Annotated in this window: 1 protein-coding gene (only partly in view); it reads left to right on the plus strand. The window is 74.3% G+C overall.

Annotation, left to right across the window (positions count from 1 at the left end; translation table 11 throughout):
- Positions 1-15,980, plus strand: partial view of a non-ribosomal peptide synthase/polyketide synthase gene (locus OG802_RS22430; RefSeq protein WP_329413060.1) — the 5' portion only. It continues 6,352 nt past the right edge of the window; 15,980 of the gene's 22,332 nt are visible here — the first part of the coding sequence; the start codon lies at positions 1-3; the stop codon falls past the right edge of the window.

A 15,980-nucleotide genomic window follows, 5' to 3' on the forward strand; every position in this document is an offset into this window, starting at 1 on the left:
GTGGACCGTCGTGCGACGCGCAATCCGATCGGGTCGAGCCTGGGCGGCGATGCGGCGATGATGTCGCTGCCCGCACTGGTCGAGGCGCAGGTGCGGCGAACTCCCGGGCACCCGGCCGTGGTTTGCGGCCCGACCGTGCTCAGCTACGCCGAACTCGACCGCCGGGCCAACAGACTGGCCCGGCGGCTCATCGGCGTCGGGGCGGGCCCCGAGCACGTCGTGGCGCTGGCCGTGCCGAGGTCGGTCGACGCGGTGGTCGCCATGCTGGCCGTGCTGAAGACGGGGGCGGCCTACCTGCCGGTCGACCCGCGCTACCCCGCCCAGCGGATCGCGTTCATGCTGGGCGACGCCGGTCCGTCGGTCGTGCTCACGACCAGCGCCACCCGTGCCGTGCTGCCCGACTCCGCGGCCCCGGTGGTCCTCCTGGACGACATCGACCTGACGTCGGGTGACGGCACCGCCCCCGGCGTGACGGTCCGTCCGGAGAACGCGGCCTACGTCATCTACACGTCCGGTTCCACGGGGCTGCCCAAGGGCGTCGTCGTACCGCACGCGGGCGTCGCCAACCACATGCTGTGGCAGGCCGGGCAGTGGGGCGTCGACGCGTCGGACGTGGTCCTCGCCCGGACCGCCTTCAGCTTCGACGCGTCCGGCTCCGAGATCTGGCTGCCGCTGATCGCCGGTGCGACGGTCTGCATGGCGCCCGACGACGTGGTGGGCCTGCCGCACCTGCTGATCGAGTACGCCGCCGAACACGGCGTCACCGTCGCCCAGTTCGTGCCGTCGCTGCTGGCGGTCGCGCTGCCCGCGATCCGGGACGCCTCCGCTCTCGCGCTGCGTCTGCTCTTCGTCGCGGGAGAGGTGCTGCCGCCCTCCCTGGCGGACGAGGTCGTCACCAAGCTGGACCTGCGACTCGGCCACCACTACGGCCCGACCGAGGCCTCGATCGACGTGACGGCGTTCGAGGTGCGGCCCGGCGAGAGCTACCGCAACGTCCCCATCGGGTCCCCGGTCGCCCACACCCGGGTGCACATCCTCGACGGCGCCCTGCGCCCCGTCGGACCCGGCGAGGAGGGCGAGCTGTACGTGACGGGCGTCCAGCTCGCCCGCGGTTACCTGGGACGGGCCGGCCTGACCGCCCAGCGGTTCGTCGCCTCCCCCTTCGCCGAGGGCGAGCGCATGTACCGGACCGGGGACCTGGCCAGGTGGAACGCCGAGGGACTCGTCGAGTTCGCGGGCCGGGCCGACGACCAGGTGAAGATCCGGGGCTTCCGGATCGAGCTGGGCGAGATCGAAGCGGCCGTCACCGAACTCGCCGAGGTGTCCACGGCGGCCGTGGCCGTGCACGAGGGCCGTACGGGACAGCAGCGCCTCGTCGCCTACGTCGTGGGCGCGGTGGACGCCGCCACGGTGCGGGAGCGGCTGGCCGCCCGGCTGCCCGAGCACATGGTGCCGTCGGCGTACGTGATGCTCGACGAGCTTCCGCTCACGCCCAACGGCAAGCTGGACCGCGCCGCGCTGCCCGCCCCGGAACAGGCCGTCGCCGCCGGCCGCGCGCCCCGGACGGCCGCCGAGGAGGTCCTCGCCGGACTCTTCGCGGACGTCCTGGGCGTGGACCGCGTCGGCGCGGACGACGGCTTCTTCGACCTCGGCGGCGATTCGCTCCTCGCGGCCCGGCTGATCAGCCGTATCCGCACCGCGCTCGGCCGCGAGGTGTCGGTCCGCGCCCTCTTCGAGGCGCCCACCGTCGCCGGTCTGGCCGCCCGGCTCGACGAGGCGGGAGCGGCACGGCCGCCGCTGACCCGCACCCGGCGTCCCGACCCCATGCCGCTGTCGCACGCCCAGCGCGGGCTGTGGTTCCTGCACCGGCTCGAAGGCGCCGGCGCCACCTACAACATCCCCCTCGTGCTGCGGCTGACCGGAGAAGTGGACCCCGAGGCGCTCCGCGCCGCCGTCCGCGACGTCTCGCGGCGGCACGAGACCCTGCGGACGGTGTTCCCGGAGACGGACGGCGTCGCCCGCCAGGACGTGCTCGACACGCCCGCCGCGCTCACCGTCGTCAGCGCCCCGGACCTCGACGGCGCGGTGCTCGCGGCGGCCCGCCACCCGTTCGAGCTGCGCCACGAGGCGCCGCTGCGGGCCACCCTGTTCTCGCGGCCCGGCACGGACGAACACGCCCTCCTGCTCCTGATGCACCACATAGCGAGCGACGGCTGGTCCGAGCGTCCGCTGATCGAGGACCTGTCCCTGGCCTACACGGCCCGTCGCGCCGGGCGCGAACCGGCCTGGGACGAACTGCCGGTGACCTACGCCGACTTCACCCTCTGGCAGGGCGAGGCGGACGGCGTCGACTTCTGGCGCGCCGCGCTCGCCGGGCTGCCGCCGCGCGTCGAGCTGCCCACCGACCGCCCCCGGCCGCCGGCCGCGAGCTTCCGCGGTGACGAGGTGCGCACGCACCTCGACGCCGACCTGCACCGCGCGGCGACCGCGCTCGCCCGTTCCACCGGCCGCACCGTCTTCATGGTGGTGCAGGCCGCCCTCGCGGCGCTCATGACCCGGCTCGGCGCCGGCACCGACATCCCGCTCGGCACCCCGACCGCGGGCCGGCCCGACGAGCAGCTCGACTCGCTCGTGGGCTCCTTCGTCAACACGCTCGTGCTGCGCACCGACACCTCCGGCGACCCGACCTTCCGTGAACTCCTGGACCGGGTGCACGGCACGGCCGCGGCCGCCTACCCGCACCAGGACGTGCCGTTCGACCGGCTGGTCGAAGCGCTCAACCCGGCCCGGTCCCTCTCGCACCACCCCCTCTTCCAGGTGATGCTCACCTTCGAGAACCTCGGCACGGCCGCGCCCGCCCTGCCCGGTCTCACCGTCGAGGTGGACGAGGCCCCCACCGGCGTCGCCAAGTTCGACCTCGACCTGCGCCTCCAGGAGCGCTTCTCCGACTCCGGCGCCCCGGCCGGAGTGAACGTGGTCGCCGAATACTCCACCGACCTGTTCGACGGCTCCTCGGTCGACACGCTCATCGCCCGGCTCGCCCGGCTGCTGCGTGCCGCGGTGGCCGACCCGCAGCGCCGGATCTCCACGATCGACCTGCTCACCGCGGCCGAACGCGCCGTGATCCAGGGCCGCCGCGACCAGGTGGTCGACGAGCACGGCCGGCCGGTGCCCGACGGCGTGGCCGGCCTCCTCGACGGCGTCCCCGCCAGGTACACCCCCGACGGCCGTCTCGAACGCCTGTGCGCGCCGGTCCTCGTCGGGGGAGCCCCGCTCGACGTCTCCCGCACCGTCCAGGCCCTGCTCGCCCACCCCGCGCTCGCCGACGCGACCGTGACGGACGGTCTCGTCGCCTACGTCGTGACCGCCCCCGGCCTCTCCGTGCGCTCCGTCGACCTTCGTGACCACCTCGCCCGGGTGCTGCCCGACTACCTCGTGCCGGAGACGTACGTCACCGTCGCCGAGCTGCCGCGCACCGAGGACGGCCGCCTCGACGCCGCCGCACTGCCCTCACCCGTCGCCGGGGCCCTCGAATCGACGGGCTCCGCCGAGGAGGAGCTGCTGGCCGCACTCTTCGCCGAGGTGCTCGGCCTGCCCGAAGTCGGCCCGCACCAGGGCTTCTTCGACCTCGGCGGCGACAGCATCGTCTCCATCAAGCTGGTCAGCCGCGCCCGCAAGGCGGGACTGCGCATCACCCCGCGCGACGTCTTCGAGCACAAGACCGTCGCCCGCATCGCCGCCGCCGCCCGCACGGCGGCTCCCACCGCCCCCGTCGCCCGGGACATCGCCACGGGCCCGCTGCTGCCCACGCCCGTCATGGCGGACCTGCGCGACCTCGGCGGTCCCGTCGCCGGCTACCACCAGTCGATGCTGCTCGTCGTGCCGGCCGGCCTCGGCGCCGGGCGCCTGACCGCCGCGCTCCAGACGGTCCTCGACCGGCACGACGCCCTGCGGCTCACCCTGGACGACGAATGGGGACTCGTCATCCCCGCGCCGGGCTCCGTCGCCGCGACCGTCCACCGCGTGGACGCCGCCGGCGCCGGCGCCGACGCGCTGCGCGAGGCGATCGAGGAGCACGGCCGGGCCGCCCAGGCGGAACTCGACCCCTACCGGGGCGACCTGGTGCGTGCCGTGTGGTTCGACGCCGGGGCCGAGGCCGGACGGCTGCTGCTGCTCGTGCACCACCTCGCCGTGGACGGCGTCTCCTGGCAGCCCCTCCTCGGCGACCTCCGGGCCGCCTGGGAGGGCGAGCCCCTCGAACCGGTCGGGACCTCGCTGCGGCGCTGGAGCGCACTCCTCACCGAGGAGGCCGGCAGGCGCACCGACGAACTGCCCTTCTGGCGATCGGTGCTCGAGACGCCCGACCCGCTCCTCGGCGACCGGCCCCTGGACCCGGCGATCGACGTCCGGGCCGACGCCGGGACGCTGACGCTCACCCTGCCGGCCGACGTCACCGAGGCGCTGCTCACCTCGGTCCCCGCCGCCGTGCACGCCGGCGTCCGGGACGTGCTGGTCACCGGTCTCTCGCTGGCGGTCGCCGCGTGGCGCGGCCGGCGCGGGACCGACGCCGGCGCGCTGCTCCTCGAACTGGAGGGGCACGGCCGCGAGGACATCGTGCCCGGACTGGACCTCAGCCGTACGGTCGGCTGGTTCACCAGCGCGTTCCCCGTCCGTGTCGACCCGGGCGGCTCGGACGGCGTCCGCGCCCTGAAGCTCGTCAAGGAGCAGCTGCGCGCGGTGCCCGGCAACGGCATCGGATACGGGCTGCTGCGGCACCGCGACGCGCGCTGCACCGCCGAACTGGCCGCGTACGGCCGCCCCCAGCTGGGCTTCAACTACCTGGGCCGATACGCCGCTCCCGAACTCGCCGACTGGGCGCCGGCCCCCGAGGCCCCCGCGCTCGGCGCGGGCTTCGACGCGGCCGCGCCGCTCGGCCTGGGCATCGAGCTGGACGCCGTGACCGTCGACCATGCCGACGGGGCGCGGCTCGTGGCGACCTGGACCTGGCCGAAGGCCCTGCTGGCCGAGGACGACGTCCGGGAACTGGCGGACGGCTGGTTCGCCTCGCTCACCGATCTCGCGGCCGTCGAGGGCGGCGGACTGACCCCGTCCGACCTGCCCCTCGTGGACCTCTCGCAGGGCGACATCGAGGAGCTGGAGGGGGCGCTGCCGGATCTGGTCGACGTGCTGCCGCTCGCCCCGCTCCAGGAGGGCCTGCTCTTCCACGCCCTGTACGACTCGGGCGCCGACCTCTACGCCGTCCAGGAGGTCTTCGCGCTGAGCGGGCCGCTGGACCCGGGCGCCCTGCGCACCGCGGCGTCCGCCCTCCTCGACCGCTACCCGAACCTGCGGGCGGGCTTCCACCACGAGGGCCTGTCCCGGCCCGTGCAGGTGGTCGTCGACGGCCTCGAACTGCCGTGGCGGGAGGCCGACCTCTCGGGACTCGACGGGGACGAGCGCGAGTCCGCCCTCGCCCGGATCGTGGCCGAGGCGCGCGCCGAGCGCTTCGACCTGGGGCGGCCGCCGCTGCTGCGGTTCACCCTGATCAAGCTCGCCGAGGACGAGCACCGGCTCGTCCTGGTCAACCACCACATCCTCTTCGACGGCTGGTCCATGCAGGTCGTGCTGGAGGAGCTGTTCGCGCTCTACCGGGGCGAGACCCTGCCCGAGCCGGCGGCGTTCCGCGACCACCTGGCCTGGATGGCGCGCCAGGACCGCACGGCGGCGCACGACGCCTGGCGGACCGCGCTCGACGGGCTCGCCGCACCGACCCTCCTCGCCGAGCCGGGCACGGCGGCGCCCGCCCGCCCCCTCCAGGTCTTCTGCGACCTGCCCGACACGGTGTCCGAACGGCTCCAGGACCGGCTGCGCGAGTACGGGATCACCCTCAACACCGCCGTCCAGGGCCTGTGGAGCCTGCTGCTGCGCTCCCGCACCGGACAGGAGGACGTGGTGTTCGGCTCCACGTACTCCGGACGTGCCGCGGAGCTGGCCGGCAGCGAGGCGATGGTCGGCATGTTCATCAACACGCTGCCCGTCCGCGTCCGGCTCGACGCGGCGGAGTCGCTGCCGGAGCTGATGCGGCGGGTCCAGGACGAGCAGTCCCGGCTGATCGCCCACCAGTACCTCGGACTCAACGACGTGCAGCGGCTGTGGGGGCCGGGCGACCTCTTCGACACGCTGACCATCGTCGAGAACTACCCGCACGACGACGACTGGGAGCCCGCGCCCGGCCTGCGCGCGAGCGCGCTGGAGGACCACGACGCCACCCACTACCCGCTGACGCTCTCGGTGCTGCCGGGGACGCGGCTGCGGCTGCGCCTGGAGTACCGGCCGGACCTGCTGGACGGTTCGCAGGTCGACGTGCTCGCCGCCGACCTCGTCCGCCTGTTCACCGCCTTCGTGGACGACGCCCGCGTGTCCGTGGGCGAACTCGTCGGGACGCAGACGGCCGGGACCGCCGGCGTTCGCGGCGCGGCGCCGGCCGGGGGACCGGCCGCGGCGCCGACGCACGGTACGGGCGGCGAAAGCGGCGCGGACGGTGAGGTCGGCGTTGCCGTGCCCCTGTCGTTCCGCGCGCCGCGCACCCCGGAGCAGGAGATCCTCTGCGGCCTCTTCTCCGCCGTGCTCGGAGTGCCGACCGTCGGCATCGACGACAGCTTCTTCGACCTCGGCGGGCACTCGCTCACCGCGATCCGGCTGCTCAGCCGCATCCGCTCGATGTTCGACGTGGAACTGGCCATCCGGCACCTGTTCGAGGCGCCCACCGTCGCCGAACTCGCCGAACGGATGACGGGCGCCGAGCAGTCCAGGCTCGCCCTCGGCCCGATGACGCGGCCGGAGCACATCCCCGTCTCGGCGGCGCAGTGGCGCCTGTGGTTCCTGTACCGGCTCGAAGGCCGCAGCGCCACCTACACCGTGCCGCTGCTGCTGCGCATGTCGGGACCCCTCGACCGGCCGGCCCTCGAAGCCGCGCTGGGCGACCTGGTGGCGCGGCACGAGAGCCTGCGCACCCGCTTCCCCGAGGTGGACGGGCAGCCCCACCAGCTGATCGTCGACGCCGAGCAGCCCGACGTCACCCTGGTCGAGACCGACGAGAGCGGGCTCGCCGAGCAGCTCGCCGTCGCCACCCGCTACGGCTTCGACCTCGCCACCGAACTGCCGCTGCGGGTCACCCTGTTCCGGCTCTCGGAGACCGAGCACGTCCTGCTCTTCCTGCTGCACCACATCGCCAGCGACGGCTGGTCGGACGCGCCGTTCGCGCGGGACCTCTCCGTCGCGTACGGCGCCCGGACCGGGGGGCGGGCGCCGGCCTGGCCCGCGCTGCCCGTCCAGTACGCCGACTACACGCTCTGGCAGCGCGAACTGCTCGGCTCCGAGAACGACCCGCAGAGCCTGCTGTCCCAGCAGCTCGCCTACTGGCAGAAGACCCTCGCCGGGCTCCCGGAGCAGCTGGAGCTGCCCACCGACCGGCCGCGGCCGTCCGCCGCGAGCTTCCGCGGCGACGAGGTCCGCTTCGAGCTCGACGCCGACCTGCACACCGGGCTCCTCGAACTCGCCCGCCACACGAACACCACCCTGTTCATGGTGTTCCAGGCGGCGGTGGCCGGACTGCTCACCCGGCTCGGAGCCGGCGAGGACATCCCGCTCGGCGGCGTCATCGCCGGACGGACCGACGAAGCGCTCGACGAACTGATCGGCTTCTTCGTCAACACCCTGGTGCTGCGCACCGACACCTCGGGCAACCCCACCTTCCGGGAACTCCTCGCCCGGGTCCGGGAGACCGACCTGGCCGCGTACGCGCACCAGGAGGTGCCGTTCGAGCGGCTGGTCGAGGTGCTCAACCCGACCCGCTCCCTCGCTCACCACCCGCTGTTCCAGGTCATGATCCTCTTCCAGAACAACGCCGAGGCGGACCTGGACCTCCCCGGTCTGCGGGCCGGTCTGGAGGACGTCGGTTCCGGGGTCGCCAAGTTCGACCTCGACTTCGACATGCAGGAGAACCACGGCCCCGACGGGGAGCCCGCCGGGCTGTCGGGCCTGGTGGAGTACGCCACCGACCTGTTCGACCGGTCCACCGTGCAGGACGTCGTCGCCCGGCTCGCCCGGCTGCTGCGGGCGGTCGTGGCCGACCCGGACCAGCGGCTGTGGCAGACGGACATCCTGGCCCCGGCGGAACGCCGGGAACTGCTGGAGCGGTGGACCGCGCCGGTCGCGCCGTCCGAGCGCACGACCGTGCCCGCGCTGTTCGAGGCCGCCGTCGCCGCGCACCCCGAGGCCGTCGCGGTCGCCGACGGCGCGGAACGCCTGACCTACGCGCAGCTGAACGCCCGCGCGAACCGGCTCGCCCACACCCTCGCCGCCCACGGCGTGGGACCGGAGTCCGTGGTCGCGCTCGCCCTGCCGCGCGGCGTGGACCTCGTGGTGGGCGTCCTCGGCGTCCTCAAGGCCGGCGGCGTCTACCTGCCGCTGGACCCCAACTACCCGGCCGAGCGCATCGCCTTCGTCGTGCAGGACGCCCGCCCGGCCGTCGTCGTGACCAGCCTGCGCGCGGACGTGGCACTGCCCGACGGCAGCACCCGCCTCGTCATCGAGCAACTCGGCGACGGCCCCGTCACCGACCCGGCACGCCCGGCGCTGGGCCCCGACAACGGCGCGTACATCATCTACACGTCCGGCTCCACCGGGCAGCCCAAGGGCGTCCTGATCCCCCACCAGAACGTCGTGCGGCTCTTCACGCAGACGGAGCAGTGGTTCGGCTTCGACGCCTCCGACGTGTGGACCCTGTTCCACTCCTACGCGTTCGACTTCTCCGTCTGGGAGCTGTGGGGGCCGCTGCTGCGCGGCGGCACGCTCGTCGTGGTGCCGCAGGACGTGAGCCGCTCCCCGCTCGACTTCCTGCGGCTGCTCGAGGACGAGCGCGTCACCGTGCTCAACCAGACCCCGTCCGCCTTCTACCAGCTCATGCAGGCCGACGAGGAGAACCCGGGCGCGGACCTGGCGCTCAGGTACGTGGTCTTCGGCGGTGAGGCGCTCGACCCGGGACGGCTCGCGTCCTGGTACGACCGGCACCCCGACGACTCTCCCGCGCTGGTCAACATGTACGGCATCACCGAGACCACGGTGCACGTCACCCACCACGCGCTCGACCGCGTCTCGGCGGCCGCCACCGCCGTCAGCGTCGTCGGCGCCGCCATCCCCGACCTGCGCGTGTACGTCCTCGACCAGGGCCTGCGGCCCGTCCCGGCGGGCGTCACCGGCGAGCTGTACGTCGCCGGCGCCGGACTGGCCCGCGGCTACCTCGGCCGCCCCGGCCTCAGCGCACAGCGCTTCGTCGCCGACCCGTACGGCGCGCCCGGGACCCGCATGTACCGCACCGGGGACCTGGGCCGCCGGGCCGCGGACGGCACGCTGTCCTACTTCGGCCGGGCCGACGACCAGGTGAAGATCCGCGGCTTCCGCATCGAGCTGGGCGAGATCGAGTCCGCGGTCCTCGGCGCGCCGGACGTCGCGCAGGCCGCCGTGGTCGTGCGCGAGGACCAGCCGGGCGATCCGCGGCTCACCGCGTACCTGGTCGGCGGCGACGCCACGCGGGTCCGGGCGCACGTCGTGGACGTGCTGCCCGCCCACATGGTGCCCGCCTCGTTCGTCACGCTCGACCGGCTGCCGCTCACCCCGAACGGCAAGCTCGACCGCAAGGCCCTGCCCGCGCCCGCGCAGTCCGGCGCCGCGGAGGGCCGGCGACCGCGCGACCCGCGCGAGGAACTCCTCGCTGTCCTCTTCGCCGACGTGCTGAACGCGGACCGCGTCGGGATCGACGACAACTTCTTCGAACTGGGCGGGCACTCCCTTCTCGCCACCCGGCTGATCAGCCGCATCCGCTCCGCGATGGGCGTGGAGGTGCCCGTCCGGGCGCTGTTCGAGACGCCCACCGTCGCCGGGCTCGCCTCCTGGACCGGCCAGGCGGGCGAGGCCAGGCGCGCCCTGGTGCCCATGGAGCGTCCCGAGCGGGTGCCGCTCTCCTTCGGCCAGCGCGGACTGTGGTTCCTCAACCGGCTCGAAGGCCCCAGCTCCACGTACAACGTGCCGCTCGTCATGCGCTTCTCGGGGCCGCTCGACGTGCCGGCGCTGCGGACCGCCCTGCACGACGTCGTCGCCCGCCACGAGGGGCTGCGCACCCTGTTCCGCGAGGCCGACGGCACGCCGTACCAGCACATCGTGCCCGCCGACGAAGCCGTGGTGGACCTGATCGTCGCCGACGTCGACGACGAGCGGCACCTCGAGACCGCCCTCGCGGAGGCCGCCCAGTACCACTTCGACCTCGTGAGCGAACTCCCCATCCGCTGCACCCTGTTCCGGCTCGGCGACGAGGAACACGCCCTGCTGCCCCTCATGCACCACATCGCCAGCGACGGCTGGTCGGAGACCCTGCTCGGCGACGACCTCTCCGTCGCCTACGCGGCACGGGCCGAAGGCCGTGCGCCGGGCTGGCCGCCGCTCGCGGTGCAGTACGCGGACTACACCCTGTGGCAGCGCGAACTCCTGGGCCGCGAGGACGACCCCGACAGCGCGATCTCCCGGCAGCTCGCCTACTGGACCGAGAACCTGCGCGGCCTGCCGGAGCTGGTGAACCTGCCCACCGACCGGCCCCGGCCGCCGGTGGCCACCTACGGGGGCGCCGAGTCGCCGCTGCGCCTGGACGCCTCCCTGCACGACGCGCTCCTGCGTCTGGCCCGGCAGCGCAACACCACGCTCTTCATGACGATCCAGGCCGGCCTGGTCGCCCTCCTGAGCCGGCTCAGCGGCGACACCGACATCGCCGTCGGAACCCCGGTCGCCGGGCGCACCGACGAGGCGCTGGAGGACCTGTTCGGCTACTTCGTCAACACGCTCGTGCTGCGCACCGACGCCTCGGGCGACCCCACGTTCGCCGAACTGCTGGAGCGCGTGCGCGAGACCGACCTGGCCGCGTTCGCCCACCAGGACGTGCCGTTCGAGCGCCTCGTCGAGGTGGTCAACCCGGTGCGGTCGCTCGCCCGGCACCCGCTCTACCAGGTCATGCTGACGTTCGAGAACTTCGACGAGGTCAACCTGACCGTGCCCGGCCTGGAGACCCGCCTGGAGGACGTGGTCGGCGACGCCTCCAAGTTCGACATGGACGTCCGTCTCCAGGAGAGGTACGGACCGGACGGCGAGCCCGCCGGGATCGTCGGCGAGATCGAATACGCCACCGACCTCTTCGACGAGGCGACGATGGACGCGTTCGGCGGCCGCCTGATCCGGCTGCTCACCGCGGCCGCCGCCGACCCGGCCGCGCCGATCGCCGCACACGACCTCCTGTCCGACGACGAGCGGGACACCGCCCTCGTGGACGCCGACGGACGCCTCGTGCCGCCGGGCGTGGTGGCCACCCTCCCCTCGGGGGAGCTGGCCCGCCGCAACCCCGACGGCGCCACCGAACTCCTCGGGCGCCCCGAGGACGTCCGCCTGGTGCGCGGCTTCCGCGTCAACCCCGCCGAGGTCGCGGCCCGGCTGCGCGAGGTCTTCGCGGACGCCGCCGTCGTCGCGGGCTCCGCCCGGGTCGTCGCCCACGTCGTCCACGACGGCGACGCGACGGCCGCACGGCACCTCGCCGGGTCCGTGCTGCCCGACTACCTCGTGCCCGCCGAGTTCGTCGTCGTCACCGAGATCCCCGACGTCCTGCCCGCCGAGGACCTCGCCACCGCCGCCGCCCGGCGCGGCCCCCGCACACCCGCCGAGGAGATCATCGCCGGTCTCTTCGCCGAGACGCTGGGCGTCGCCGCCGTCGGCGTCGACGACAACTTCTTCGACCTCGGCGGCCACTCGCTGTCCGCGATCCGGCTGCTCAGCCGCATCCGGTCGCAGCTCGGAGCGGAACTGTCGGTCCGCTCGCTGTTCGCCGAGCCCACGGTGGCGGGGCTCGCCACCCGGCTCGACGGCGCGAGCGCCGGCCGGCCCGCCCTGCGCCGCCGGGAGCGGCCGGCCCACGTGCCGCTCTCCTTCGCCCAGCAGCGCCTGTGGTTCCTGCACCGGCTCGAAGGGCCGAGCACCACCTACAACGTGCCGATACTGATCAGGCTCACCGGCGAGCTGGACGCGGCGGCCCTCGAAGCGTCGCTGGGCGACGTCGTCGCACGGCACGAGGCGCTGCGCACGGTGTTCCCCTCCGACGTTGACGGAACCCCCTACCAGCGGGTCCTCGGCGTCGACGAGGCCAGGCCCGTCATGGCCACCGATGTCGCGGAACCCGCCGAGGCGGCCCGGCACGCCTTCGACCTCGAGACCGAACCCCCGCTGCGCGCCACCCTGTTCCGGGACGGCCCGGACGAGCACCGGCTGCTCCTGCTGATCCACCACATCGCCGCCGACGGCTGGTCGACCGGCGCGCTCGCCCGCGACCTGTCGACCGCGTACGCCGCCCGGCGGGCCGGCCGGGCGCCGCGCTGGCCCGGACTGCCGGTCCAGTACGCCGACTACACCCTGTGGCAGTCCGAACTGCTCGGCGCCGAGGACGACCCCGAGAGCCTCGTCAGCGGTCAGCTGGCGTGGTGGAAGGCCGCCCTCGACGGCATGCCCGAACTGCTCGCCCTGCCGACGGACCGGCTGCGGCCCGCCGAGGCGAGCCACCGCGGCGCCGAGGTCGCCCTGCGCATCCCCGCCGAGCTGCACGGCCGCCTCCAGGCGGTGGCGCGGGAGACCGGCACGACCCTGTTCATGGTGCTCCAGTCGGCTCTCGCGCTCATGCTGTCCAAGCTGGGCGCGGGAACCGACGTCCCGATCGGCACCCCGGTCGCGGGACGGTCGGACGACGGCCTCCAGGACCTCGTCGGGTTCTTCGTCAACACGCTCGTGCTGCGCACCGACGTGTCCGGATCGCCCTCCTTCCGCGACCTGCTGGGCCGGGTCCGGGAGGCGGACCTGGCCGCGTTCGCCCACCAGGACGTGCCGTTCGAGCGCCTGGTGGACGTGGTGCGGCCCGGGCGCTCGCTGGGCCACCACCCGCTGTTCCAGGTGATGCTCGTCTTCGAGAACGACGACGAGGACGACTTCGCCCTGTCCGGCCTGACCGCCGCGTTCGACGAGGACGTCGACATGGGGGCGGCCCGCTTCGACCTGACCCTGCACGTGCGGGAAACGGTCGGCGCGGACGGCGCGGCCGGGGGCCTCGGCATCGACCTGGAGTACGCCGAGGACCTCTTCGACGCCGCCACGGCGCAGCGGATGGCCGCGCAGTTCGTCCACCTGCTGGAGACGGTGAGCGCCGACGCGGACGTCGTCGTGGACCGGATCGCACTGCCGCAGGCCGTGCCCGGCCGCGCCGGCGGGGCGCCCGCCCACCCGCCCACCCTGCTCGAACTGATCGGCGCGCAGCCGGCGGACGCCGTCGCGATCGTCGACGGCGACGTCGGGACGACGTACGGGCAGCTGCTGGCCGAGCCGCCCGCCGGCATCCTGGCCGCCGTCGTCAGCGGCGAGCCGTTCGTCCTGCGCACCCGCACCGGCAGGCCCGTCGTCGTCCCGCAGGACGTCGTCGCGGCCCGTGTCGCGGCCCGCCAGAGCGTCCACGGCCTGGACGGCACGGACCGCGTCCGGTCGGCGGCCGCACCCGGAACGGTGGGCGAGATCGACGAGGTGCTGTGGCCGCTCACGGCCGGCGCGACCGTCGTACGCGCCGACCGCACGGCCGCACCGCACGGCACGACCCTCGCGCACGGCGCCACCACACTCCACGTCACACCCTCCGAGCTGGCCGTTCTCCTCGGCGACCCGGCGCTGCCGGAGGCCGGACTGCGGCGGGTGTTCTGCACGGGCGAGGCCCTCGCCGAGCCGTTGCAGCGCGCCTGGTTCGACGCCGTGGACGTGCCGCTGTGGCACGGCTACTCGCTGACCGAAGCCGCCGGCGCCGTCACGGAGCGCGCGTGCGACCCCGACGACTGGGACACCGTGGTGCCGCTCGGCGCCCCGCTGCCCGGCACCGTCCTGTACGTGCTCGACGCCGGTCTGTGCCCGGTTCCGCCGGGCGTCGTGGGCGAGCTGCACGTCGGCGGGCCGCTGCTCGGCTCCGCGCCGACGGTGGTCGCCGATCCGTTCGGCGGCGAGGGCGCGCGGATGGTCCGCACCGGGGACCTGGCCCGCTGGACCGCCGACGGCGAGCTGGAGTTCGTCGGGGCGCCGCTGCCCGTACCGGGCTTCACGGCCCACCCGGCGCGGCTGGAGGCGGCCCTCGCCGAGCACGACGGCGTCGCCCGTGCCGTAGTGGCGGTGCGGGACGGATCCCTCGTCGCGTACCTGACGCCGGCCCACGGCCGCACCGTCACGCCCGGCGCCGTCACGGCCTTCGCCCGCGCCGCGCTGCCCGATCATCTGGTCCCGGCCGCCATGGTGGTGCTGGACCGCCTGCCGCTGACCGGGGACGGCCGGGTGGACCGCGAGGCACTGCCGTCGCCGCGTACCGACGGCGCCGACACGGACCGCGGCCCCGGCACGCCGGCGGAGGAGATCCTCCGGGGGCTCTTCGCCGAGATCCTCGGCGTCGAGCGGGTCGGCGTCGACGACGGCTTCTTCGAACTCGGCGGGCACTCGCTGCGCGCCACCCGGCTGATCAGCCGCATCCGCACCACGTTCGGTGTCGAACTGCCCGTCCGTGCGGTGTTCGAGTCGCCGACGCCGGCGGGTCTGGCGTCGCGTCTGGTGGGTGCGGACGCGGCGCGGGGGGCGTTGGTGGCGGGTGAGCGTCCGGCTCGGGTGCCGTTGTCGGCGGCGCAGCGCCGGTTGTGGTTCCTGCACGAGTTGGAGGGGCCGTCGGCGACGTACAACGTGCCGTTGGTGCTGCGGCTCGAGGGTGAGCTGGATGTGGTGGCGCTGGAGTCGGCGCTGGGTGATGTGGTGGGCCGGCACGAGAGTCTGCGGACGGTGTTCGCGGATGTGGACGGTGTGCCGTATCAGCGGGTGCTGCCGGTGGCGGACGCGGGTGTGGTGCTCGAGGTGGCGGAGGTCGGCGGTGGTGCGGGTCTTGCTGCTGCTGTGGATGCCGCGGCGGGGTATGCGTTCGATCTGTCGGCGGAGTTGCCGTTGCGGGTGACGTTGTTGCGGGTGGGGGAGCGGTCGTCGGTGCTGGTGGTGCTGATGCATCACATCGTGAGTGACGGCTGGTCGTTGGGTCCGCTGGCGGATGATCTGTCGGCGGCGTATGCGGCGCGGCTCGATGGCGTGGCGCCGGGGTGGGCGGCGTTGCCGGTGCAGTACGCGGATTACGCGTTGTGGCAGGCGAAGGCGCTGGGTGAGGAGGGTGATCCGGCGAGCACGGCGGGCCGGCAGATCGACTACTGGCGCACCGCTCTCGCCGGGGCGCCCGAGCTGATCGAGCTTCCCCTCGACCGGCCGCGCCCCGCGGTCGCCTCGTACCGCGGCGGAGCCGTCGACCTCACCCTCGACGCCGCGTTGCACGGGCGTCTGCTGGCGGTGGCCCGTGAGTGCGGGGTGACGCCGTTCATGGTGGTGCAGGCCGCGGTGGCGGTGCTGCTGTCGCGGATGGGCGCGGGGACGGACGTGCCGCTGGGCACGGTCGTGGCGGGCCGCTCCGACCAGGCCCTGGACGGTCTGATCGGGTTCTTCGTGAACACGCTGGTGCTGCGCACCGACGTGTCCGGTGATCCGTCGGTGCGCGAGCTGCTGGCCCGGGTGCGTGAGACGGACCTGGCCGCCTACGCGCACCAGGACGTGCCGTTCGAGCGTCTGGTCGAGGTCGTCAGCCCGCAGCGCTCGCTCGCCCACCACCCGCTGTTCCAGGTGATGGTGGTCTTCGACAACAACACCGAGGCCTCGCTGACCCTGCCCGGTCTCGAGGTCCTCGCGGGCGACTCCACCACGACGATCTCGCAGTTCGACCTCTCGTTCGCCCTGTTCGAGCGCCATGACGCGGACGGCGGGCCCGCGGGGATCAGCGGCGAGATCGAGTA

The sequence above is a fragment of the Streptomyces sp. NBC_00704 genome, from assembly GCF_036226605.1.
Taxonomy (GTDB): domain Bacteria; phylum Actinomycetota; class Actinomycetes; order Streptomycetales; family Streptomycetaceae; genus Streptomyces.